The sequence below is a fragment of the Vibrio sp. R11-SG3-ISO9 genome (assembly GCF_059834255.1).
Genome location: NZ_JCBDGU010000012.1, coordinates 113,806 through 136,998 on the forward strand (window position 1 = coordinate 113,806; position 23,193 = coordinate 136,998).

A 23,193-nucleotide genomic window follows, 5' to 3' on the forward strand; every position below is an offset into this window, starting at 1 on the left:
GCGTTACCTTGGCTGATATGGATATAAATTTGTTTACCTTTGAGGTTCAAACATGAAAAAAAGTTTAATAGCAATTGCTGTTGGTGCGGTTATCGCGCCTATGGCAAATGCGAATATTGTTATTTCAGAAGTCGTCGAAGGCTCAAGTAACAACAAAGCGATTGAAGTCGCAAACGTTGGTTCATCTTCAGTACAGCTGTCAGGCTATAGCCTTTTTATTGAGTCTAACGGTAGTGGTAACTGGTCAAATGAATACGACCTGTCAGAGGTTACACTGGGATCAGGTGAAACACATGTGGTTACTCACGCTCAAGCAACTGACGATTTGCTAGCGAAAGGTGATGCGACAGGTACGATTACTTACTTCAATGGCGATGACTCTATTTCGTTGCAAAAAGATGGAAATATTGTCGATATCTTGGGATACGTTAACGATACGGACTACAACAAAGATGTCACGCTAAAGCGTATCGATATGACGCCAAGTACAAGCTATGACCCAGCAAAGTTTGAAGTTCTTGAAAAAGATAATTGGGAAGATATCGGCAAAGTTGAGCTAGGCGGCGGTGGTGCCGGTGAAGTTGTCATTACTGAATACGTAGAAGGCAGCTCAAACAATAAGGCAATTGAACTCTATAACAATGGCTCTGAAGATATTGATTTAACAGACTATAAATTAGTTCGTTATAAAGATGGTGACGAGACACCATTGGATATGGTGAGCCTTGATGGACAAACATTACCTGCGAAGTCGGTACTGGTTGTTCTACATGACTCAGCAACTATCACTCTAGATGATGGCGTAAGCTCTATTACCGGTGGCTTATATCATAATGGTGGCGATGCAGTCGGTCTTTTCAACGGTGATACACTTGTCGATGTAGTAGGCGCGGTCCCGACAGCGAGTGGTTGGGGTAAAGATGTTACATTGCAAAGAAATGGCACATCACCGTCAGCGACTTACAATGAATCAGACTGGACAGAACTAGCCAAAGATACATTTGACGGCCTAGGTAAAGTGAACGGTTCAGTTGACCCAGACCCTGATCCAGATCCGGACCCAGATCCATCACCGGATACACTGATCAGTCAGCTTCAAGGTGACTCTTGGGCTTCTCCATACACAGATCCAGCCAATGGTAAATTCATCTCTGACGAAACCTTTACCGTTGAAGGCGTGATCACCGCGATTCAGAGCGAAGCGCTTGATGGTGATGTTGCTGTCGGTTTCTACATGCAAGATGAAACGCCAGATAGCGATCCGAAAACCTCTGACGGTATCTTTGTTGTTGGTGATGTAACAGGCTTAAGTGTGGGTGATAAGGTTCAGGTAACTGGTCCGGTTCAAGAAAACTTTGGTTGGACTCAAATCCCTGCAACAGCCATTAAAGCGGTCGGCACTGGCTCTGTATCGGCTGTTAACCTTGAGCAAATTGCTTCAGACTCTGAGTTCGATTTCACCTTAGAACGTCATGAAGGCATGCTGGTTAACCTGACTTCAACCGTTGATATGCGCGTTTCACGCAGCTACAGCTTGGACGAAGGACCTAAGCGTTACAACCTCGTTCTTAGCCAAGGAAAAGCAAATGTTCACCCGAACCAAGCGAACTTCCCGGGTACTGACGAAGCTGCAAAAGCAGCGGACTGTAATGATGATGCACGCTTAGTCGTTGAGTCATTTAAGAAAGATACGGTTGGCGCACCAGCGTGGTACCCAGATTTTGCTAAAACCGATATTGATCAAAATGGTTCGACCGAAGATTTCATTCGCGTAGGCGATCGTGCAAGTAACCTTCAAGGTGTGCTTGGGTACTCATACTCAGACTACCGTTTCTACGTAACAGAAGATGCGAACAACGACAGCTTTATTGCACGTGGTAACAACCGTGATTTGGCGCCGAAAGTCGATGACGGTGACGTTCGTATCGCAACGTTTAACGCTCAAGAGTACTTCAATAGCCTACAAGGTAGCGGTGAGAGCAATGACTTCTTGGCATTTGATGCAACACCAGGTGCGCAAGATTCAACTCAGTTTGATCACCAAACAGCGAAGCTTGTTGCGGCGTTAACCGCTCTTGATGCGGACATCGTTGGCTTGATGGAAGTTGAAAACAACGGCTTTGGAGACAGCTCTGCGATTTCTTACCTAGTGACTCAGCTTAATGCTGACCTTCCAGAGACTAAGCAGTACAACATTGCTAGCAGTGAAGGACTAACAACGGTAGGTGAGCTAGCGACAGCGAACTTTGTTATTTTCCGTCCTAGCACAGTAGGCTTAGATTCGTTACAAGTAATTCCAATGCCGAAACAAGAAGCTGAAAATGGTGAGTTTACGACTCAACATGCAGCTGTTGTCCCTGTCTTCTCGTTTAAAGATCGTGAAGATAAGCTTGTGGTTGCGGTTAACCACTTTGCGGATAAAGACCAAGTTTGTCTAGAAGATACATCGGATGACGATCGCCAAGGCGGTTGTGAGAATCTACGTGTGTCTGCGGCGGATTATCTAGGCCAGAAACTGGCTGAAATGGAAGGCGAAAAAGTCATCCTTGGTAGCCTAAATGCCTTCAATAACGAAGATGCAATCACCGTACTGACTGATCGTTCAGGCGCACCTGAAAACTACGAGATCAAGACGGCTGAAAAAACCTTCATCGGTGATGAATCTCTACACGAAGAAGGTGTGGTTGTTGCTGATAGCTACGGTTTTGAGAACGTAATGGAAATTGTAGATCCAAATAGCTACAACGTCGTTCAAGGAGATGAGAATGGTAGCCTCGACTATATTCTGACTTCTGCAGGTCTTAAGTCGAAAGTTGTTGGTGCAACCCATTGGAATATTAACGCCGGTGAATCTCAAACACTGGATGCTAAGCACGAACTGGGTCAAGCCTACTCTGACTCGTTCCGCGCTGCAGGGCATGATCCAGTAGTACTATCGATTGCCTTTGCGGGTAAACCAATTGACCCAGTTGATCCAGTGTTCCCGGATCCTGATCAGCCAGTACAACCGGGTACGCCAGTAGAGCTTCCCGATGAGCCAATCAATGAGCCTCGCCCTGAGTCTCCGATTGGTGGCGGTACCTTTAACCACTTTGTTGATCTGACTAAGTACTCAGACTCTGCTTACTTGAAAGTGGGTGATGAAGTATCCGTAAGCTTCAACAACGCAACTCAAGCGTTTGTGGCAACTTCTTCAAATGTTCAGAAAGACGTTCTTGATCAGTTCGAAATTGCGCTGGGTTGGACGGAAGTGTCTATCTCAGGCTTAGAGGTTGGTGACTACACAGTAACAACAGCTGTTGAAGGTAAAGTGATTGAAACGCAGCAAGTGTCTATTACTCAAATGAGTGACTCTGGCAGCGATGGTGGTTCATTTGGCCTAGGCGGTCTATTGAGCTTATTGGGACTTGGCTTCCTACGTCGTCGTTTTAACAAGTAACCTCATTGCATTAAGGAGTAGGGGCTTCGTCGCCCCTAATTAAAAGTATGAAAAAGACACTACTGACTTTACTTATCCCGTGTGCATTCAGTGTTAATGCGGCATATGAACAAGCACATGATCCACATGTTGTCGGCACGCTACCTAAGGTAACTTGTCAAACAACGATTGTTGAGCCACCAGTTCCACCGGGTGAAGTGCACAACCCTGATGGCTACTACGACAGCGCATTGAACAAAACAGGTGATGAGCTGAAAGAAGCTCTGAACAACATCATCTCGACGGGGATTACACAGCTTTCTTATGGTGATGTGTGGGATGCTCTTGCTACGACTGATGAAGACCCAGACAACAGCAGTAACGTTATTCTGATGTATACCGGCCGCTCACAGTTGAAAACATTTACCAGCAGCGGCAATAACGATGGTGATGCTTGGAACCGTGAGCACAGTTACCCTAAATCGAATGGTGAGTTCAATGATAGCCGTGCTGCGGCATACACCGACATTCACCACCTTCGCCCAACAGATGCGTCTATTAACTCTGAGCGCGGCAACCTAGAATTTGACAATGGTGGTTCGCCAACTTCAGAGTCTCCAGAAGCGGGTAACTTAAAAGATGGCGATTCGTTTGAGCCTCGTGATGAAGTGAAGGGTGATGTTGCTCGTATGATGTTCTACATGGCAACACGCTATGAAGGCAAAGATACCAGCGATGTATCTAACCCAGACCTTGAACTTGTGCCAAGCGTAACCAATAACGGCACTGCTTTAGGTAACGTTTGTGTACTTCTGGAATGGAATGAGCAAGACCCAGTTGATCACTTTGAATTCAACCGCAACAGCAAAATTCAAAAGATTCAGGGCAACCGTAACCCATTCGTAGATAACCCTCATTGGGTTGATACCATCTTCGAGAAAGATTGTAAGTAATCTAAGAAAAATGATATGAGGCGCCTAGTGCGCCTCTTCTTTATGGGGCTCATTTAAATAGTAAATAAGTGGAAAGACTTGCCTTTCTAATCTCTTACTGCACAATACACATCCTATTGTTCTCTTCAATATGGTTACGATTTACGTATGTTACTTATCATCGACAACTACGACTCTTTTACCTACAACCTGTACCAATACTTTTGTGAGTTGGGTGCAGAGGTCAAGGTTGTGCGCAATGATGAGATTGATATCGCCGGTATAGAAGCGCTCAATCCCAATCACCTTGTGATCTCTCCAGGGCCATGTACACCTGATGATGCGGGTATTTCGCTTGCAGCGATTGAATACTTCGCGGGTAAGCTGCCTATCTTAGGTGTGTGTCTTGGTCACCAAGCTATTGCTCAAGTGTTCGGTGGTGAAGTGGTGAGAGCCAGACAGGTAATGCATGGAAAAACCTCGCCAATTCGTCATACTGGTAAGAGCGTTTTTCAAGGACTGAACAATCCGCTAACAGTCACTCGCTACCACTCCTTGGTCGTGAAGAACGGTACTCTGCCGGACTGTTTTGAACTGACGTCTTGGACTGAGTTTGAAGATGGCAGTATGGACGAAATCATGGGCTATCAACATAAGACTTTGCCGATCGACGCAGTACAATTTCACCCTGAATCGATTAAAACAGAGCAAGGGCACCAACTGCTTGCTAATTTTCTAGCACGCTGAGTGTTTGAATCCTTCTGACACCGATCACTTTTTATAACATTTATAGATGTGAATAATGCTTTTTCTGCCTATGCAAAGTTATTCGCGTTATTTCCTCTCGATCCCCTCTCAGAGCCTGTTTTACCTGCATTTCTTCTTTCCTAAAGCGTGTATAAGTAAAAAAAGCTTCATAAAATAGATACCTTGATGCATAAATAGTCATAGGTAGTAACGTTCGCCTGGCTGTTTAGCGTGGCGAAAGAATAATCTACTATTGAAAAGGTTAATTAAATGTAAATATAATGCTGCAGCAGGATGATGGCGAGACAAAATACCTTTGTCTCGGATATGAACCATTACGCTTATTTTGCGAAGCTTGCAGTATCGAGAAGGAATGTGTGATGACAGTGGAAAATAAAGTGGAACGTAGTCTATTTGATGAGGTCATGGTGCCTTGTTACAACCCTATGGAAATGATCCCAGTAAAAGGGGAAGGGGCACGCGTTTGGGATCAGCAGGGTCGTGAGTATATCGACTTCGCTGGTGGTATTGCGGTGAGCTGTTTGGGTCACTGTCACCCAGCGATGGTTGAAGCGGTGACTGAACAAGCGAATAAGCTGTGGCACCTAAGTAACGTAATGACTAATGAGCCAGCACTGCGCCTAGCTAAAAAGCTAACAGACGTATGTTTTGCAGAGAAAGTATTCTTCGCAAACTCAGGTGCAGAAGCGAACGAAGCGGCACTGAAGCTAGCTCGTCGTTGGGCTGCAGACGTTCATGGTCCAGAAAAATCTGAGATCATTGCGTTTAAGCAAGGTTTCCACGGTCGTACATTCTTTACGGTTACTGTTGGCGGTCAAGCGGCATACTCTGACGGCTTTGGTCCTAAACCGGGCGACGTTACTCACCTTCCATACAACGATATCGAAGCACTAGAAGCACATATCTCTGATCGTACTTGTGCCATCATGATGGAGCCTCTGCAAGGTGAAGGCGGCATCATTTCTCCAACATCAGAGTTTGTGAACACTGTGCGTGAACTGTGTGATAAGCACAATGCACTGCTGATTTTTGATGAAGTACAAACTGGTAACGGCCGTACGGGTAACTTCTACGCTTACCAAGGCTTAGGTGTGACTCCGGATATCTTGAGCACTGCAAAATCACTTGGTGGTGGTTTCCCAATCGGTGCGATGCTAACAACTAATGAGCTAGCACCACACCTGAAAGTGGGTACTCATGGCTCAACTTACGGTGGTAACCCACTAGCATGTGCAGTTGCAGAAGCGGTTGTTGATGTTGTTAGCCAACCTGAAACTCTAGAAGGCGTGAAGGTGCGTGAAGCGCTATTCCGTGATGGCCTAGAGAAAATTAATGAAAAATATCAAATCTTTAGTGAAGTTCGTGGTAAAGGTCTGCTACTAGGTGCAGCCCTGAATGACGAATGGCAAGGCCGTGCGCGCGACGTATTAGTTGCTGCGGGTAAAGAAGGTCTAATGGTGTTGGTTGCGGGTGCAAACGTTGTTCGTTTTACACCATCACTTGTAATCACTAAAGAAGAAATTGAAGAGGGCTTAGCAAAACTAGATAAAGCAATTGCTTCGCTAGTATAAGCCTCAAGCGGCGTCATAGAAATGATCGCCACAAGAGCGATCTCATGACGCACAGCTCAAGGCCCAAGCTTAATGTTTTGGGCCTGTTTTGCATCTGGAGGGAATAATGATGCTTGTTGTACGCCCAATTAAATTATCTGATTACGATGCGCTACACACTTGTGCGGTCGAGTCAGGACATGGATTCACATCTCTTCCGGTTAACGAAGAACTGTTAACCAATCGAATTACACACTCTGAATACAGCTTTGCTAAAGAAAACGTAACTGAACCGGGTGACGAAGGATACCTAATGGTCGGTTTTGACGTTGAAACGGGCGAAGTTGCTGGCACGACAGGCATTGAAGCTTCGATTGGCTGGGATGTGCCTTTTTACTCTTACCACATCAGCAAAGTGGTGCACTCTTCACAACGACTTAAAGTAAATAACGTTGTTAAGCTACTGACTTTTGGTAATAACTACACAGGTTGCAGCGAAATTTGTACGCTGTTCTTACGCCCTGACTTCCGTAAAGGATTAAACGGCCGCTTGATGTCTAAGTGTCGTTTCCTACTTATGGCTGAACACCCAGAGCGCTTCTCTGAGACTATTTTTGCGGAAATGCGCGGTGTATCTGATGATGATGGTAACTCACCATTCTGGCAGTGGCTTCAAGAGCACTTTTTCTCAATCGACTTTACATTGGCGGATTATCTAACGGGTATTGGTAAGAAAGGCTTCATTGCTGATCTGATGCCTAAGCTACCAATTTACATCAACCTGTTGAGTCAAGAAGCACAAGATGTGATTGGTCAAGTACACGAGAAAACACGCCCAGCATTGAAACTGCTTGAGCGTGAAGGCTTTACTAACCGTGGTTACGTCGACATCTTCGATGCAGGCCCTACGGTTGAGTGTGATTTGCGTAATATCGAATCGGTGCGCCATTCAATTCGTGCTCAGGTTGAAATCAGTGAGCATGCAAGCTCCCAAGATTACCTGATTGGTAACACCTCATTTGAAAACTTCCGCGCGGTCGCTGCTAAAGGTGCTTATGACCAAGCTAGCGGTAAAGTAATCCTTGCGCCGAACGTGGCCGAGGCGTTGGAAGTTCAAGAAGGCGATTTTGTTCGTATGTTGGCTCAATAGAGCTCGATGGTTAGTCAAAGAAGGATAGAAGTATGACTCAGTGGATTGCAGGGCAATGGGTAGCCGGTCAAGGCGAAGCGATGACATCAGTTAGCCCATACGACAACCAAGTAGTGTGGAAAGGCGACAGTGCGACACCAGCTCAAGTTGAATCAGCGGTAGCTGCGGCGCGCGAAGCGTTCCTAACTTGGAAGAAACTTAGCTTTGCTGAGCGTGAAGCGATTGTGCTTAAGTTTGCGGAAAAAGTGAAAGAGAACAGCGAAGAGATCGCACAAATCATCGCTAAAGAAACGGGTAAACCAATCTGGGAAACTCGCACTGAAGCGGGTGCGATGGCGGGTAAGATTGCTATCTCAATTCGTGCATATCACGACCGTACTGGTGAATCATCACGTGAAGCGGCAGGTAACCAGATCGTTCTGCGTCATCGCCCTCTAGGTGTAATGGCAGTATTTGGACCTTACAACTTCCCGGGTCACCTGCCTAATGGTCACATCGTTCCTGCGTTGCTATCGGGCAATACGATTGTATTTAAACCATCGGAGCAGACACCGTGGACAGGTGAGTTCGCGATGAAGCTTTGGCAAGAAGCTGGCCTACCTGCTGGTGTCATTAACCTTGTTCAAGGCGCTAAAGAGACAGGTATTGCTCTAGCAGATGCTAAAGGCCTAGATGGTGTGCTATTTACGGGTAGTGCTAACACGGGTCATATACTGCACCGTCAGTTTGCGGGTCAACCGGGTAAGATGCTGGCACTAGAAATGGGCGGTAACAACCCTATGGTAATCAGCGAGCACTTTGGTGATGTCGATGCTACGGTATACACCATTATCCAATCAGCCTTTATCAGTGCGGGTCAACGTTGTACTTGTGCGCGTCGTCTGTATGTTCCAGTGGGCGAGAAGGGTGATCAGCTGCTCGATAGCCTAGTAGCAGCAACCAAGAAGATTCGTGTAGACCAGCCTTTCGCTGAGCCAGCTCCTTTCATGGGGCCACAAATTTCAGAAGCAGCGGCTAAGTTTATTCTAGATGCGCAAGCAAACCTGCAATCTTTAGGTGGTGTAAGCCTTGTTGAAGCGAAAGCTGGTGAAGCTGCATTCGTTACTCCGGGCATCATCGATGCAACCAATATTGCAGAGCTGCCAGACGAAGAGTACTTCGGCCCACTGCTGCAGGTTGTTCGTTATGAGTCACTGGAGCAAGCGGTTGAATTGGCGAACGATACACGTTTTGGTTTGTCTGCAGGTCTTGTATCAACAGACGACTCTGAGTGGGAGTACTTCGTTGATCACATCCGTGCAGGTATTGTTAACCGTAACCGTCAGCTAACAGGCGCAAGTGGTGACGCACCATTTGGTGGCCCAGGTGCTTCAGGCAACCTACGCCCGAGTGCTTACTACGCAGCGGACTACTGTGCATACCCAATGGCATCGATGGAAGGCGCTGAAACGCAACTTCCAGCGACCTTTAGCCCGGGTATCGAATTGTAGAAAGCAATTAATCACCACTAACAACGTAAACCATCAATTGGAGGCAGGGAAGTTTGGCCTCCTTTGGATTACTCGCAAGGCGTCTGACCTTGCGAGATATAATTATAAAATAAGTATGTCACAAGCTGATGGCTGCTGACGCCTCGTCGCAGCCACACTCTTTCTAATCCAACTCTCTAGCTTGCTAGAATCCGACAAGGAGTCACCATGACACCCGATCTACTGTTCAAATCCCTATGGGATGACTACATCGAACGCCTCTGCCCATCTGCTGAGAAGGTACATCAGCTGTTGAAAGAAGAGGAAGACCTTATCAATGATCACATCGCGCTGCGTACGTTTAATGTTGCGCCTTTGGGGATTGATACGCTTGCTAAACCTTTCTTAGCACTTGGTTACAAAGCGTGTGGTGACTACCTGTTTGAAAGCAAGAAACTCGTGGCTAAGCACTTTGAACACCCAGATCCAACGCAACCAAAAGTGTTCATTAGTGAACTGAAAGTGGAAGAGTGTTCTGCAGAGCTACAAGCGATCGTTGCTAAGTTGGTTGCGCAAGTGGATGCAAGCAAGTTAGAAGGGCAGGACTTCCTATATGGAGGTCGTCTTTGGGACTTGGATTTCCAAGATTACAAACAATTGGCGACAGAGAGCGAATACGCGTCTTGGTTGGCCGCGCATGGTTACGGTGCTAACCACTTTACCGTGAGTGTGAATCAGCTAAATGAGTTTGCCGAAGTGCAAGCTGTGAATGATCACCTGAGTGAGTCTGGCTTTACAATCAACAGTGTTGGTGGCCAAGTGAAAGGCTCTCCAGAGGTTCTGTTGGAGCAATCTTCAACAATGGCGGACAAAGTGAAGGTTGAGTTCTCAAAGGGTGCGGAATTAGTTCCAGGCGGCTTCTATGAGTTTGCTAAGCGCTACCCAATGGCCAATGGCGAGCTTTACACAGGTTTTGTTGCAGCATCGGCCGACAAGATCTTCGAAAGTACTAACGGGTAACGAAAGGTACGAGCGCTGGGCTGTCCTAGAGATTCGGGGACGCTTAGCTTCGATAGTGTTTACAAGGCGAGAGCCTCATGTGCTCCATTCGTATCTCGTATCTCGTATCTTCTATCGATAAAGAAAAAGCCACCAAATTCGCATTTGGTGGCTTTTGAATTTTTGCTCGGTTAATCGAGATTAACGAGTACCGTAAACAACGATAGTTTTACCGTGAGCAGAAATTAGGTTTTGCTCTTCTAGCATCTTCAAGATACGACCTACAGTCTCACGTGAACAGCCAACAATCTGACCGATCTCTTGACGAGTGATCTTGATTTGCATGCCGTCTGGGTGAGTCATCGCATCAGGCTGTTTCGCTAGGTTTAGTAGCGTTTGTGCGATACGACCAGTAACGTCAAGGAACGCTAAGTCACCAACTTTTTGGCTGGTTACTTGAAGACGGCTAGCCATTTGCGCAGAAAGACGCATCAGGATGTCTGGGTTCACTTGGATAAGTTGACGGAATTTCTTGAAAGAAATCTCTGCAACTTCACAAGGAGATTTTGCACGAACCCATGCAGTACGCTCTTGGTCTTCTTCGAATAGACCAAGTTCGCCGATAAAGTCGCCTTGGTTTAGGTAAGAAAGAATCATTTCCTTACCTTCTTCGTCTTTGATAAGAACTGCCACAGAACCCTTAACGATGTAGTACAGGGTCTCTGCCTTTTCACCAGCGTGAATCAGAGTACTCTTTGAAGGGTACTTATGAATATGACAGTGTGAAAGGAACCACTCTAATGTTGGATCGGTTTGAGGTTTACCTAGAACCATAATATCTCACTTCCTCTGCAGGGTATGCTTGCCGCTTTCCATATTTTAGCTAAGCCTGAATTTGACTTCTTAGGATAAGAGCACTTGTTCTGTGCTGCAAGCTATCTTGTGTTTCGGTTAAGAATAGTATCCTTTTTCAGTCACTATTTCTTGATTTTAATCGTGACCAAGCTACGATTTTTTACGCAAAATTGTGCACATGATCACGGTATGAAAAGTAATCAACCGGAATGCTGTTCCGTTAGCCAATTTTTCCCGTTTCAATGAGCTGTTGTAAGATTGGTCTTACGATGAGCTCCATAGCAAAGCTCATTTTCCCGCCTGGCACAACAAGTGTATTGTGACGAGACATAAATGAGCCATCAATCATAGCGAGTAAGTACGGGAAATCGACGTTTTTGATACCACGCAAACGAATAACTACGAAACTTTCGTCAAGGCTAGGGATGCCCTTTGCATTAAGTGGGTTAGAGGTATCAACGGTCGGTACTCGCTGAAAATTGATATGGGTACGTGAAAACTGTGGGGTAATGTAGTTGAGATAGTCATCCATTGAACGAACAATAGAGTCCATTACCGCTTCACGTGAATGTCCGCGATCACGTGTATCTCGGACGAATTTTTGAATCCACTCTAGGTTGACGATGGGTACCATGCCAATCAGCAGGTCAACGTGTTGCGATACGTTCACATCACCATCAACAACCCCACCATGTAAGCCTTCGTAAAACATCACATCAGAGTTTTCTGGAATCTCTTGCCATGGGGTAAAAGTGCCCGGCATTTGATTGTAAGGCACCGCCTCATCAAAGGTGTGCAGGTAGCGTCTGACTTGCCCAGTCCCCTCGTTACCATACTGACGGAAGAACTCTTCAAGCGCACCAAAGTCGTTGGCTTGTGGGCCAAAGTAACTGATGTGCTTGCCTTGCTCTCTAGCCTTTCGGATCTCGACATCCATTTCTGGACGAGTAAAGCGGTGGAAACTATCGCCTTCAACCCAAGCCGCCTTCACATCCATCATGTTGAACATTTTTCGGAAGGCTTCTGAGGTAGTGGTGGTACCGGCTCCTGAAGAACCTGTAACCGCAATAATTGGATGTTTAGCGGACATGACAACCCTTGTCGTTAGAATAACTTACTTGTTAGCAATCGTTTTCCACTATAACACGGCTATTTTTTTATGGCAGCCTAGAAGCGTTTAGTGAGTTGGATATCGACAGTTTCGTGCAGTTCAGAAAAAACAATGCTCGCTTCTCCTGATTTCAGCTGCTGTTTTACTTGGTCGATTTTTGATTGCAGTGAGATCTCAACATCGCCGTAATCGGTACCTTCTCTGAGCACGAACTCCTTGATGAGGTTTTCTAGAGTTTCAGGGGCGATGTCTTGCCATGGAATGATCATAAATACATCTCTCTTTTATGTTCACGGGTATGTTTAAAGGTGACTAACGTTTGGCTCAGTGTTTGAATACCGAGTTCAATGTGGCGCTATTATGCCGAATCCTGAATACTTTCATAGTAGGCAGGCAGTGCCTCTTCCAACCAAAACTTAGGGTTGAAGGTGCTACCAGTAATGAAGCCAACGTGTCCACCCTTCTGGAACAGTCGGTAATCTATGTTATCCGGCAGAATGAATTTCGGAATCACATCATCGGTCATGAAAGGATCGTCTTTGGCATGAATGATCTGCGTAGGAAGCTTAATGCGATTAAGCTTTGGTAATGCGGAGCATTGCGCGTAGTAATCTTGCGCATTCTTAAAGCCATGCAGAGGCGCCGTGATCAAATCATCGAACTCATACAGCTTCTCGATCTTCTTGATCGTGTCTGCAGTGATGCCTAATTTTTCTGAAAGCAACTTCTCTTTCTTAAGCGCGTTGGATTTAAGTGAGTTCAACAAGTACTTCTTGTAGACCTTAGAGAACCCTTTTTCGATTCGACTCGAGCAACTGGCAAGATCAAATGGTGCTGAAACAATAGTTGCCGCAGACAACAAAGGGTCATCAGCGTATTCAGCCAGATAGTTAGCCAACATGTTACCGCCTAAAGAGATACCGACGGCTACCTTAGGATTATTAGGGAACTGAGCATGCAGGTTTCTTAAGAAAAAGCGTGCATCTTCTACTTCACCGGAGTGATACGCGCGAGCTAGGCGATTGGGTTTACCGCTGCAGCCACGAAAATGCATCATTACTGATAACCATCCATCTTCGGCAAAAGCGTTCATAAGACCGTTGGCATAGGGGCTTTCAAAGCTGCCCTCAAGGCCATGAAATAGCACGAAGATTGGTTTACGATCGAGACCTTCGTTGTTTGGGTCTTCGCTCCACGCTAAATCGAGAAAATCATGATCAGGCGTTTCAAGTGTTTGCCAGTGAGGGTGGAACAGCGCCTGCTTACGAATAAACCTAGGGACCAAAGTCTGAAGGTGGGGGTTAGATAGGCCTGTCGCAGCGGTAAAAATTGTCATAGTAGAGGTTCCATCATTCTCTGGGGCTGAGATATCACTCGCGTTTCTCTTTGAGCTTGGTCGATCTTGACGCTGTGTGCAAGTGGTGAGTGATGAGTGTTGACCAAGAATTGACGTAGCTAATGCATTGAAACGTAAGTGACTATAGAGATGTTCAGTTGGTTGCTGTTTGTTCTTGAGGGGATAGTGGTTCTGAAAAGAACTCATACAGCGATTCGGCAGAGAGTAAACGGCAGTACTGCAACACCAGCGGTGTATCTGTGCTTGTTGTCAGGGGAAGACGATTGATACAGTCAACCAGATCTGACTGTTGCTGTTTTTCGAGTTGAAGTTCAAACTGCAGCGCTTCACGATACAATGAGTCGACCACCTGAGGCTTGAGATGTTTACGCAATTCACGGTAGCTGAGTAGTAGTGATTCCGAGCGACTTAAACATTGCTGTATGTGGTGCCACTCGGTCTCTTCGAAAGCCAGTTGCTGCTCGTCTAACCATTTGAGGAGCAGCAGTAGGTTTACGTTACCATGATATTGGTTCTGCAGAGTCAGGCATGCATCTTTAACGCCGCGAGCACTGTAATAACTAAGGCTAAATTGCCAAAGTCTCTCTAGCGTCAGCGTTGTCGGTGCATGCTCTGAACTCATAAATTTTCCATATCCTGTTCCATCTGCTCAAGCTCTTCTTGAACAGACATCCACTCCATTTCAACCTCTTCAAGTTGAGACTTACTAGTGGCTTGTAGTGCGAGTACTTGGTTAAGTTTAGCTTTATTTTCGGCTTCATACAGCGAAGTGTCAGACAATTGCTGTTCAGCTTCCTCTAGATCCGCTGTGAACTTATCCATTTGTTTCTCGAACAGGGTCAGTTTTTTGCGCAGCGGAGCCGTTAGTTTTCTGAATTCTGCCTCACGGCGTTTCTGCTCTTTTTTGGCTGCAGCACTGTTGGTGCCATCTTTAGCTGGTGCTTGCGCCTGTGCCTCTTTACGCTCGATTTTTTGCTGGTCAGTGAGCCATTTGTAATAGTCGTTTAGATCACCGTCGAAAGGCGCGACCTGACGGTCATGCACTAGGTATAAATCATCGGTTGTTGCACGCAGCAGGTATCTATCGTGCGATACAATCACCATTGCACCCTCGAAGGTTTGCAACGCCATGGTGAGTGCTTGGCGCATGTCCAAATCTAGGTGGTTGGTTGGTTCATCGAGTAGCAATAGATTCGGCTTTTGCCAAACCAGCAGAGCCAGTACGAGACGTGCTTTTTCGCCACCAGAGAAAGGTGCGACCTTATCTAGCGCTTTATCTCCTTGGAAACCAAAGCTACCTAGGTAATCACGCAGTTGTTGCTCAGTATGCTTTGGCGCAATCTGCATCATATGTTGCAGTGGCGTCTCTTCCGGGTGCAAGGTTTCTAATTGATGCTGTGCGAAGTAGCCAATCTTGACACCTTGCGAGTAGCTCAGCTCACCGGCTTGTTGCTTCAGCTCACCAGAAAGCAGCTTGATCAACGTCGATTTACCCGCACCGTTGCGACCGAGTAGACCAATGCGGCTCCCCGGAACAAGGTTCAAGCGGATCTTCTCGAGGATCAGATTATCGCCGTAGCCTGCTGATACTTCATCCATCATCAAGATAGGGTTTGGCAGTGCGTCAGGCTCTCTAAATTCGAAACTGAATGGGTTATCGAATTGAGCCGGTAATACTTGCTCCATCTTTTCGAGCGCCTTGATACGGCTTTGTGCTTGGCGTGCTTTTGATGCTTTGTAGCGGAAGCGGTCGATGTAGCTCTGCATGTGCGCCATCTGCTTTTGTTGCTTCTGGTACATTGCTTGTTGCAGCACTAACTTCTGAGCGCGCTGATTCTCGAACGATGAGTAGTTACCCGTGTACTCATTAAGCTTTTGGTTCTCAACGTGAACGATGCGATTGACGATAGGGTCTAGGAAGTCCCTATCGTGCGAAATTAGGATAAGTGTGCCAGGGTAGGTTTGTAGCCAACGTTCTAGCCACATTACGGCATCTAAGTCCAAGTGGTTGGTCGGTTCATCGAGTAGTAGTAGGTCACTACGACATAAAAGGGCCTGCGCTAAGTTCAGACGCATACGCCAACCACCAGAAAACTGAGTCAGGTTCCAACTCATCTGGTCTTGGCTAAAGCCTAAGCCGTCCAGTAGTTCAGCCGCTCTTGCTTTGATGCTGTAGCCGCCAATAGTTTCGATCTTGCCGTGAATCTCGGCCACCAGTGTACCGTTATCCGCTTGTTCTGCTTTCAGCAGTTGTTCTTCTAGACCACGATATTCACGATCACCGTCAATCACATATTCAATTGCGGTTCTCTCGAGCGCTGGCGTTTCTTGAGCTACCCATGCCAGCTCCCAGTGTGCTGGTTTGCTGAATGACCCTGCATCAATCGATAGTTCGTCTTTGATAAGAGCGAACAGTGTGGACTTACCACAACCGTTTTTACCAACTAAACCCACCTTGTCGCCAGGGTGTAGAGTCGCAGATGCTTGGTCAAGCAGAGGTTTACCGCCGCGCAGTAGTTGAATATCCGAGAAAGTAATCATAGAAATCGCAAAGAATTAAGAGGTGAACAGACGCCTGCATAGTAGGCGGAAACCAGATAAAAGTCGATCACAATGCAAATTGGGTTATGATGCCAATAACATATTAATAACTTTTGTTAGAATTTTCTTGGCATTGCCACCGTTTGCCCTGTAAGGAATGTTTCAAAGGAATGAGTGATTTGTTATCTACAAATAACACAGTACCCAAGGTCTTGGTGATTTTTGCTCACCCAGAGCCTCAAACCTCTATTGCTAATCAAGTGATGCTGAAAAAAATAGAGTCGCTTGGTCATGTTAAAATTCATGATCTCTATGCGGCTTACCCGGACTTCTTTATAGATGTTCCGTTTGAGCATGAACTGCTTCTTGAACATGACATCATCGTCTTCCAACACCCTCTGTTTATGTACTCTTGCCCAGCGCTACTCAAAGAGTGGTTTGATCGCGTACTGGGTAAAGGTTTTGCGTTTGGTGAGCAGAGTGCATTGAAAGGTAAGTACTGGCGCAGTGTGATCACGACAGGTGGTAAAGAGGAGGCGTTTGGTGCTTCGGGCTATAATAAATATCCACTACAAGAGATCTTGCAACCCTTTGAGCTGACGGCAGCCCTGTGTCAAATGCACTGGCTAGAGCCTTTGGTCCTGCACTGGGCTCGAAATGTATCAGATATGACCCGTTACCAGCACGCCGAGTCGTACCGAAATTGGTTAAGAGAACCATTGCAACTTCTTGAAGAGCAGCACAGGGAGGCGCAGTAATGGCATTAACTAATGAATTCCTCCAAAGCAGTGTGATTTTTCTATCGGCTGCCGTCGTCGCGGTGCCGATTGCTCAGCGTGCTGGACTAGGCTCTGTACTTGGTTACCTCTTGGCGGGCGTGGCGATTGGCCCTTGGGGACTTGGGTTAATTAGTGACGTCGAAGCGATTCTCCATTTTTCCGAATTCGGGGTGGTGCTGCTGCTCTTTCTCATTGGTCTTGAACTTAACCCCAAAAAACTCTGGACTATGCGAGGGCCTATATTAGGCCTCGGTGGCGCACAGGTGGTTATTACAACACTGCTGATCACGGGCGTAGCGTGTCTCTTTGGGCTGAGCTGGCAAACCAGTTTGGTCATAGGTATGGGCTTGGCGCTCTCATCAACCGCGATTGCGCTGCGTGTTATTGAAGAGCGTGAATTGAGTGGTAAAGAAGCCGGTCAGTCGGGCTTTGCTGTTTTACTATTCCAAGATATCGCGGTGATTCCGATGTTGGCGATGTTGCCACTGCTTGCCGGTAATACTGGTGGTAGTTGGGCAGATATGCTTTGGATGCTTGCTGGGGTGGTCGGCTTGTTGGTCGGCGGTCACTTCTTACTTCGTCCTCTGTTTCGCTATGTGGTATTGAGTGGTGTGCGTGAACTGTTTACGGTTGCTGCGCTACTGTTGGTGATCGGTATTGCGGTTATCATGCAGCAGATTGGACTATCGATGGCTCTCGGTACTTTCTTAGCGGGCGTTCTACTGGCTGAGAGTGAATACCGCCACGAGCTAGAGATTGCGATTGAACCGTTTAAAGGGCTGCTCTTAGGTCTGTTCTTCATCTCTGTGGGCATGGCGGTAAACCTAGGCTTGCTTGCCGAAAGTCCATTTGCAATCTTGATGGCGGTATCTGCACTGGTTGTGATGAAAGGTCTTGTACTTTATGCACTGGCTCGTATTTTTGGCACCCAAGCGAAGGCGCGCAGCCGTATGGCGATGATCTTAAGCCAAGGAGGTGAGTTTGCTTTCGTTATCTTCACGGCAGCAAGCGCTCAAGGAATCCTGAGTATGGAGCAAGTCTCGTTCCTACTGGTAGTTGTGAGTCTATCGATGGTCACCACGCCATTGATGCTTAAATTGCAAGACAAGTTCTTTGCACGTCAGTTGAATCAAATCAGTGAGAATGCGATGTCTTCTGACGTAGTGGATCGTAGCCCGCGTGTGATCATTGCGGGCTTTGGTCGCTTCGGTCAGATCATTGGGCGCTTGATGTATGCCAATAAGATTCGTATCACCATTCTTGAGAGCGACGCGAGTCAAATCCATATCTTGCGTAAGTTTGGTTATAAAGTGTTTTACGGCGACTCGACGCATTTAGAACTTTTGCGTGCCGCGGGCGCCGACAAAGCCGAAGCTATTATTCTTTGTACTGACTCTCCAGACGAAATTATGAAAACCGTCGATTTGTGTCGCCAACACTTCCCGCGCCTTAAAATCTTGGCACGTGCTCGAAGTCGTGTTGAAGCGTACCAACTATTGAATCACGGTGTGACCAACTACTCTCGTGAAACCTTCTTAGGGGCGTTAGACTTGGGTAGACAAGCCCTGACTGAACTCGGCATGCACCCATACAAAGCGAAACGTGCTGAGGCGCATTTCCGCAAGCTCGATAACGCCATGCTAAAAGACCTGCTTCCTCAGCACAGTGAAGATGCTGAATTAGCACAAAGGGCCAAAGAGGCTCGCAAAGAGTTGGAAGAGATTTTTGGGCATGAGATGGAAAATGATCATCAATCTCGAAACTACTGGCAGTAAGCTGCCGATAAAATTATAAGATAACAGCCATAGTTAAATGGCATGCATCCAAGTTGTAAAGGATAGATAACGTGAAACAGAAAAAACGCTTTATTGCTGGCGCTAGCTGCCCAAGCTGCAACTCTCAAGATACTTTGCGCTGGTGGGTAGAGAACAATATTGAGCTGGTTGAGTGTGTTGATTGTGACTTTACAGAGCAACGTAAACCGAAAACTGTAGAGAAATCTGAACACGCAAATCAAGAAATGATCGGTATTTTTAAGCCGGAATGATTGAGTTTCGTTAATTGATCCCCATAATATCCCGGTACAGAATTTTTCCTAAGCTCAATTGTTGGAGCTTAGTCCAAACCTCCTTGGAGCTCTCATGAAAATTGAAAAGAACGTAGTAGTTAGTGTTGCATATCAAGTGAAACTTGAAGATGGCGTAGTAGTTGACCAATCAACTGCAGAAGCTCCACTAGATTACCTTCACGGTCATAACAACCTAATCACAGGTCTTGAAAAAGAGCTTGAAGGTAAAGTTGCAGGCGACAAATTCTCTGCAACAGTTGCACCTGAAGAAGCATATGGCGAGCACAACGATGCACTTGTTCAACGTGTACCAGCAGACGTATTCCAAGGTGTTGAGCAGATTGAAGTTGGTATGCGTTTCCTAGCTGACACAGACCAAGGCCCAATCCCAGTAGAAGTGACTGAAGTTGACGGCGACGAAGTTGTTGTAGACGGCAACCACATGCTAGCTGGCCAAACTCTAACGTTCGACGTTGAAGTTGTAGCCGTTCGTGAAGCGACTGAAGAAGAGATTCAACACGGTCACATTCACCAAGCAGGTCACGACCATGAAGGCGGCTGCTGTGGTGGCGAAGGTCACGACCACGGTGAAGAGAAAAAAGAAGGCTGCTGCGGTGGCGGCGGCTGTGGTTCTCACTAATTAGTGAACCCAAGCTGAATATAGAAAGCCTCCCTCGTGGAGGCTTTTTTGTATCTGCTGTATGGGCGTTGTCGATGCGGGTTTACGTCGTTACTTTTGAGACAGACTCTTCGAGCTGGCTGACCTAAATTATTCGCCTTTACCAGACACAGCCTGATGAATATGGTATTGGTAAGCAAAAGACCAAGACAGGCAAATGGAGAGCATCTATGTCACACCCTTTTTCTATCGCGATACATGGTGGCGCTGGGACGATTTTACGAGAACAGATGAGTGATGAGCTCAAAACTGGCATCGTTGAAGCCTTAGAAAAGTCCGTATTGGCAGGGCATCAAATTCTAAAGTCGGGTGGTGATGCACTGGATGCGGTTGTGGCCGCTGTTAAAGTGATGGAGGACAGCCCACACTTCAATGCGGGTAAAGGCTCGGTTTTGACTCATGATGAATTCGTCGAGATGGATGCATCAGTGATGCATGGTAAAGAGATGAATGCCGGTGCCATTGCTGGAGTGCGTCATATTAAAAACCCGATCGAGCTGGCTCGTGATGTGATGTTGAAGAGCGATCACGTATTACTGATTGGTGAAGGGGCAGAGAAGTTTGCCTTTGAACATGACTATACCTTTACCGAGCAAGATTACTTCTTCACCGAGCGCCGTTATGACCAACTACAGTCGATGAAAGAGAAAGGTATCTTCGCGTTGTCTGAGGCGAAATACGATGAACAGCAAGCCGGCAAATACCCAGATGATAAAAAGTACGGCACGGTAGGTGCTGTCGCATTAGACCAATCGGGCAACCTCGCTGCAGCGACCAGTACCGGTGGCGTAACGAACAAGAAGTACGGTCGTGTTGGTGATTCACCAATCATAGGTGCAGGGACCATTGCTGAGAATGGCAATGTTGCCGTTTCTACGACAGGGATGGGTGAGTTCTTTCTGCGTAAGATGGTTGCCAGTGATGTGGCGGCGCGTATGCGTTACTTGAAAGAAGACGTGCATACAGCTTGTGAACATATCATTCAGGGTGAATTGAAAGAGATGGGCGGAGAAGGCGGCTTAATCGCCATTGATAACCAAGGTGAGATTCACTTCGGCATGAACAGCTCAGGTATGTATCGTGCGAGTGTTGATGTAGATGGTACCGTAGAAGTGAAAATCTACGCCGATGATTAAACGGACTTATCGGCAGGGTTGAGCATTAACTGATTTATATAAAACAAAAAGGGTGACTCATGGCCACCCTTTTTGCATTCACAGAAACTCTCACTGCCGATATCTGAATATCAGTAGTGTGGCGGTGGCGTCTCTTCTGATGCGTCAGCCAGATTTGAGCCGTCGATATTCTTAACCTTACCGACAACATATTTCATTTGGTCTTGCATCTTAGTGATCAGCAATTGTTGTTGGCTCAGTGCTTCATTGAGTTCTTCAATGGTCTGCTCTTGGAAAGCCAGTTGACACTCAAGGTCATTCACTCGGCTCTCTAGTTGTTCAACTAGCTTCTCTGTCATCGTTCTTAATCCACGTTCCAAGCTTGGGCGATGCCCGCTGATGTTCCCGATATTACACGGCTCTGATTATCAAAGGCTGCATCATACACTACCGCACGAGGAGGGCGAGCATCTTTTAACGGCTCCGCTTCGTAGCGAGCGATGCGCTTGCCGGTCTGTGTATCCCAAATACTAACCTGGCTTGATGGTGTACCCGTTACGAGTTGCAGACCATCATCAGAGAAGCGAGCGGTTGAGAAGATCAGTTGGCGCGACCAGCTTTGTAGCTCCGCTTGTGGCTCACCCGTTTCAAGATCCCAAACTATGGCTTGGTTTCCACCATCGGAGGTAAAAGCCAGCTCACCATCCCGCTGGAGTACGACTCGTACAACGCGCTGTTCGTGCTCGAAGGTACGTAAAACCAGCCCTGTTTCTGTATCCCAAAGGTAGGCTTTGTAGTCGTTGCCACCTGAAAGCGCATAGCGGCCATTGGACGAGAGCGACACTGAATTGACTTTTTCTCGGTGAGCAAGGAACTCTAAGCGGCGACCAGTGACTAAGTCCACGTAGATGGCTTTACCGTTTGATAACCCGAGTAGGACTTTCTCGCCGTTACTGGAGATGTCGACATCGCGGATCAATCCGTCAGAGATCGACCAAAGTCCTTCGGCTTGCGTCCAAGTTAGGTCCCAAACGGCAAAGTTCATCTGACTGGCTGTCACCGCATAGCGACCATTGTCAGAGATTTTGATTCGTGTAACAGGAGAGCTTTCTTGATCTTGTTCTCCAAGTTGGGCGAGTTCTTGATTCTCTGCGAGATCCCACAGTAGCAAATGTTTCTGTTGGGAATAGAGCAGGGCAAAGCGACCGTCTCTGCTTAACGCAAAGCTGGTGGCACCGCTGGGTTCGATATCCCAACGTTGATCATCCTCTTGGAAGAAAAAACATCCATTTAACAGAGTGATGACAATTGCATATAGTAATGAGTGAAAAAATATTCGCATCACGTCTAACAATCCGGTTTGTGTCAGAAGACATAGAACTAGTATATTGTTATAACTAACGTATTCACACCAATCTAATCATTAGATTTGTGCACAATAACCAATGGCTTGGCCATTAATTGGAGTATTCAATGAAATCAGTTTTAAAAGTATCACTGCTTGCCGCGACGGTTATGCTAGCAGTTGGTTGTCAGAAAGAAGAACCAAAGGCAGAAGCTCCTCAAGTCGAAGAAGTGAAAGTTGAAGCAGTAAACTTTAAAACAGAAGACGACAAAGCGGCTTACGCAATCGGTGTTTCATTTGCAAACTACCTAAGCACAAGCATTGATAAGCCAAGCGAACTAGGCATCAACCTAGATAAAGAGATGGTACTGAAAGGTATCGAAGATGTATTCGCAGGTAACACTGCACTAAACGAAGACGAGACGCGCGCGGCACTAGAAGCTCTTGATCAGCGTGTAGCAGAAACAATGCAAGCTCAAGCTGCAGAGAAATCAGCAGCAACTAAGAAAGCGGGTGAAGACTACCGTGCTGAGTTTGAGAAAACAGAAGGCGTTCAAAAAACTGACTCTGGCCTACTATACCAAGTAATGACAGCAGCGGAAGGTGAGTCTCCAAAAGATACTGACACTGTACAAGTACATTACAAAGGCACACTAACTGACGGTACTCAGTTTGATAGCTCTTACGATCGTGGCGAACCAGCAACATTCCCACTAAACCGCGTAATTCCAGGTTGGACGGAAGGCGTACAGCTAATGCAAGTGGGCTCTAAGTACAAGTTCGTTATCCCGCCAGAGCTAGCGTACGGTGAGCAAGACACACCAACAATCCCAGCAAACTCAACGCTTGTATTTGAAGTTGAGCTACTGAAGATTGATAACGCAGAAGAAACAGCTGCACAATAATCGTTTCGCGAAGTGTTCTAAGGCCTAACTCAGTTAGGCCTTTTTTTATGCTGTTATTTTGAGTAATTGGTTTTTTAACTTGTTCTAAATCACTAGTTGCAATGTTAGCTAGGTGTGCAATTAAAAATTTCTGATAAACTTACATAAATTTG

General features: G+C 46.5%; 21 protein-coding genes. 13 read left to right on the forward strand and 8 right to left on the reverse strand.

The window, feature by feature from the left end; translation table 11 throughout:
• Window positions 1–52: 52 nt before the first annotated feature.
• The 7 genes from AC6R05_RS04950 to AC6R05_RS04980 all read left to right on the forward strand — a co-directional run bounded on the left by AC6R05_RS04950 (window position 53) and on the right by AC6R05_RS04980 (window position 10,307).
• Window positions 53–3,439, forward strand: coding sequence for an ExeM/NucH family extracellular endonuclease (locus tag AC6R05_RS04950; protein WP_500646727.1), 3,387 nt, complete (start codon window positions 53–55; stop codon window positions 3,437–3,439).
• 47 nt (window positions 3,440–3,486) lie between these two features.
• The gene (locus tag AC6R05_RS04955; protein WP_285466529.1) at window positions 3,487–4,371 is read left to right on the forward strand and encodes an endonuclease I family protein; all 885 of its coding nucleotides are present in this window, start codon (window positions 3,487–3,489) and stop codon (window positions 4,369–4,371) included.
• A 147-nt stretch (window positions 4,372–4,518) separates the two neighbouring features.
• Window positions 4,519–5,097 carry an aminodeoxychorismate/anthranilate synthase component II gene (locus tag AC6R05_RS04960; RefSeq protein WP_408693503.1) on the forward strand — a complete coding sequence of 193 codons (579 nt, stop codon included), beginning with the start codon at window positions 4,519–4,521 and terminating at the stop codon, window positions 5,095–5,097.
• A 380-nt stretch (window positions 5,098–5,477) separates the two neighbouring features.
• Window positions 5,478–6,689: an aspartate aminotransferase family protein gene (locus AC6R05_RS04965; RefSeq protein ID WP_500646728.1), complete on the forward strand. Its 1,212-nt coding sequence runs from the start codon at window positions 5,478–5,480 to the stop codon at window positions 6,687–6,689.
• 109 nt (window positions 6,690–6,798) lie between these two features.
• Window positions 6,799–7,818: an arginine N-succinyltransferase gene (gene astA, locus AC6R05_RS04970; RefSeq protein WP_152469571.1), complete on the forward strand. Its 1,020-nt coding sequence runs from the start codon at window positions 6,799–6,801 to the stop codon at window positions 7,816–7,818.
• Between the two features lie 32 nt (window positions 7,819–7,850).
• Window positions 7,851–9,308 carry a succinylglutamate-semialdehyde dehydrogenase gene (astD, locus tag AC6R05_RS04975; protein ID WP_500646729.1) on the forward strand — a complete coding sequence of 486 codons (1,458 nt, stop codon included), beginning with the start codon at window positions 7,851–7,853 and terminating at the stop codon, window positions 9,306–9,308.
• Between the two features lie 207 nt (window positions 9,309–9,515).
• Entirely contained in the window at window positions 9,516–10,307 is a 792-nt protein-coding gene (locus tag AC6R05_RS04980; RefSeq protein ID WP_500646730.1) for a DUF1338 domain-containing protein, read from the forward strand.
• Window positions 10,308–10,487: 180 nt separating this feature from the next.
• Here AC6R05_RS04980 and crp read toward each other — a convergent pair whose 3' ends face one another.
• From crp to AC6R05_RS05010, 6 genes are all read right to left on the reverse strand, one after another.
• A complete protein-coding gene (gene crp, locus AC6R05_RS04985; RefSeq protein ID WP_004410522.1) occupies window positions 10,488–11,120 on the reverse strand; it encodes a cAMP-activated global transcriptional regulator CRP in 633 nt (210 codons plus the stop codon).
• A gap of 241 nt (window positions 11,121–11,361) precedes the next feature.
• The gene (locus AC6R05_RS04990; protein ID WP_032550028.1) at window positions 11,362–12,231 is read right to left on the reverse strand and encodes a phosphoribulokinase; all 870 of its coding nucleotides are present in this window, start codon (window positions 12,229–12,231) and stop codon (window positions 11,362–11,364) included.
• Between the two features lie 77 nt (window positions 12,232–12,308).
• On the reverse strand, window positions 12,309–12,521 hold the full coding sequence (locus AC6R05_RS04995) for a YheU family protein (RefSeq protein WP_500646731.1): 213 nt from the start codon (window positions 12,519–12,521) through the stop codon (window positions 12,309–12,311).
• An 89-nt stretch (window positions 12,522–12,610) separates the two neighbouring features.
• A complete protein-coding gene (locus tag AC6R05_RS05000; RefSeq protein WP_152469373.1) occupies window positions 12,611–13,588 on the reverse strand; it encodes a hydrolase in 978 nt (325 codons plus the stop codon).
• A 154-nt stretch (window positions 13,589–13,742) separates the two neighbouring features.
• A complete protein-coding gene (locus tag AC6R05_RS05005) occupies window positions 13,743–14,231 on the reverse strand; it encodes a TIGR02444 family protein (RefSeq protein ID WP_500646732.1) in 489 nt (162 codons plus the stop codon).
• Window positions 14,228–16,150: an ABC transporter ATP-binding protein gene (locus AC6R05_RS05010; protein WP_500646733.1), complete on the reverse strand. Its 1,923-nt coding sequence runs from the start codon at window positions 16,148–16,150 to the stop codon at window positions 14,228–14,230. Before AC6R05_RS05010 ends, AC6R05_RS05005 begins: the two co-directional genes overlap by 4 nt.
• A 170-nt stretch (window positions 16,151–16,320) precedes the next feature.
• Between AC6R05_RS05010 and kefG the strand changes: the two genes are divergently transcribed.
• From kefG to AC6R05_RS05035, 5 genes are all read left to right on the forward strand, one after another.
• Window positions 16,321–16,908: a glutathione-regulated potassium-efflux system ancillary protein KefG gene (gene kefG / locus AC6R05_RS05015; RefSeq protein ID WP_239841896.1), complete on the forward strand. Its 588-nt coding sequence runs from the start codon at window positions 16,321–16,323 to the stop codon at window positions 16,906–16,908.
• Window positions 16,908–18,704, forward strand: a complete 1,797-nt coding sequence (gene kefB / locus AC6R05_RS05020; RefSeq protein WP_150893268.1) for a glutathione-regulated potassium-efflux system protein KefB — start codon at window positions 16,908–16,910, stop codon at window positions 18,702–18,704. Before kefG ends, kefB begins: the two co-directional genes overlap by 1 nt.
• A gap of 71 nt (window positions 18,705–18,775) precedes the next feature.
• Window positions 18,776–18,976 carry a YheV family putative zinc ribbon protein gene (locus AC6R05_RS05025; protein WP_032550037.1) on the forward strand — a complete coding sequence of 67 codons (201 nt, stop codon included), beginning with the start codon at window positions 18,776–18,778 and terminating at the stop codon, window positions 18,974–18,976.
• Between the two features lie 94 nt (window positions 18,977–19,070).
• Complete coding sequence (slyD, locus tag AC6R05_RS05030; protein WP_032550038.1) at window positions 19,071–19,637, forward strand: peptidylprolyl isomerase; 567 nt, start codon at window positions 19,071–19,073, stop codon at window positions 19,635–19,637.
• A 209-nt stretch (window positions 19,638–19,846) separates the two neighbouring features.
• Entirely contained in the window at window positions 19,847–20,812 is a 966-nt protein-coding gene (locus AC6R05_RS05035; protein WP_500646734.1) for an isoaspartyl peptidase/L-asparaginase family protein, read from the forward strand.
• Between the two features lie 110 nt (window positions 20,813–20,922).
• Here the strand turns inward: AC6R05_RS05035 and AC6R05_RS05040 are convergent, their stop codons facing one another.
• A complete protein-coding gene (locus tag AC6R05_RS05040; RefSeq protein WP_032550040.1) occupies window positions 20,923–21,150 on the reverse strand; it encodes a SlyX family protein in 228 nt (75 codons plus the stop codon).
• A 5-nt stretch (window positions 21,151–21,155) separates the two neighbouring features.
• A complete protein-coding gene (locus tag AC6R05_RS05045) occupies window positions 21,156–22,133 on the reverse strand; it encodes a WD40 repeat domain-containing protein (RefSeq protein ID WP_150893272.1) in 978 nt (325 codons plus the stop codon).
• Window positions 22,134–22,264: 131 nt separating this feature from the next.
• On the opposite strand from AC6R05_RS05045, the gene fkpA reads away from it, so the two are divergent.
• Window positions 22,265–23,041: an FKBP-type peptidyl-prolyl cis-trans isomerase gene (fkpA, locus tag AC6R05_RS05050; RefSeq protein ID WP_150869368.1), complete on the forward strand. Its 777-nt coding sequence runs from the start codon at window positions 22,265–22,267 to the stop codon at window positions 23,039–23,041.
• Window positions 23,042–23,193: the final 152 nt, after the last annotated feature.

Bases quoted from the DNA above. Each gene is read 5' to 3' on its own strand.
- AC6R05_RS04950 (WP_500646727.1), top strand. From the start codon at position 53: ATGAAAAAAAGTTTAATAGCAATTGCTGTTGGTGCGGTTATCGCGCCT.
- AC6R05_RS04955 (WP_285466529.1), top strand. From the start codon at position 3,487: ATGAAAAAGACACTACTGACTTTACTTATCCCGTGTGCATTCAGTGTT.
- AC6R05_RS04960 (WP_408693503.1), top strand. From the start codon at position 4,519: ATGTTACTTATCATCGACAACTACGACTCTTTTACCTACAACCTGTAC.
- AC6R05_RS04965 (WP_500646728.1), top strand. From the start codon at position 5,478: ATGACAGTGGAAAATAAAGTGGAACGTAGTCTATTTGATGAGGTCATG.
- astA (WP_152469571.1), top strand. From the start codon at position 6,799: ATGCTTGTTGTACGCCCAATTAAATTATCTGATTACGATGCGCTACAC.
- astD (WP_500646729.1), top strand. From the start codon at position 7,851: ATGACTCAGTGGATTGCAGGGCAATGGGTAGCCGGTCAAGGCGAAGCG.
- AC6R05_RS04980 (WP_500646730.1), top strand. From the start codon at position 9,516: ATGACACCCGATCTACTGTTCAAATCCCTATGGGATGACTACATCGAA.
- crp (WP_004410522.1), bottom strand. From the start codon at position 11,120: ATGGTTCTAGGTAAACCTCAAACCGATCCAACATTAGAGTGGTTCCTT.
- AC6R05_RS04990 (WP_032550028.1), bottom strand. From the start codon at position 12,231: ATGTCCGCTAAACATCCAATTATTGCGGTTACAGGTTCTTCAGGAGCC.
- AC6R05_RS04995 (WP_500646731.1), bottom strand. From the start codon at position 12,521: ATGATCATTCCATGGCAAGACATCGCCCCTGAAACTCTAGAAAACCTC.
- AC6R05_RS05000 (WP_152469373.1), bottom strand. From the start codon at position 13,588: ATGACAATTTTTACCGCTGCGACAGGCCTATCTAACCCCCACCTTCAG.
- AC6R05_RS05005 (WP_500646732.1), bottom strand. From the start codon at position 14,231: ATGAGTTCAGAGCATGCACCGACAACGCTGACGCTAGAGAGACTTTGG.
- AC6R05_RS05010 (WP_500646733.1), bottom strand. From the start codon at position 16,150: ATGATTACTTTCTCGGATATTCAACTACTGCGCGGCGGTAAACCTCTG.
- kefG (WP_239841896.1), top strand. From the start codon at position 16,321: ATGAGTGATTTGTTATCTACAAATAACACAGTACCCAAGGTCTTGGTG.
- kefB (WP_150893268.1), top strand. From the start codon at position 16,908: ATGGCATTAACTAATGAATTCCTCCAAAGCAGTGTGATTTTTCTATCG.
- slyD (WP_032550038.1), top strand. From the start codon at position 19,071: ATGAAAATTGAAAAGAACGTAGTAGTTAGTGTTGCATATCAAGTGAAA.
- AC6R05_RS05035 (WP_500646734.1), top strand. From the start codon at position 19,847: ATGTCACACCCTTTTTCTATCGCGATACATGGTGGCGCTGGGACGATT.
- AC6R05_RS05040 (WP_032550040.1), bottom strand. From the start codon at position 21,150: ATGACAGAGAAGCTAGTTGAACAACTAGAGAGCCGAGTGAATGACCTT.
- AC6R05_RS05045 (WP_150893272.1), bottom strand. From the start codon at position 22,133: ATGCGAATATTTTTTCACTCATTACTATATGCAATTGTCATCACTCTG.
- fkpA (WP_150869368.1), top strand. From the start codon at position 22,265: ATGAAATCAGTTTTAAAAGTATCACTGCTTGCCGCGACGGTTATGCTA.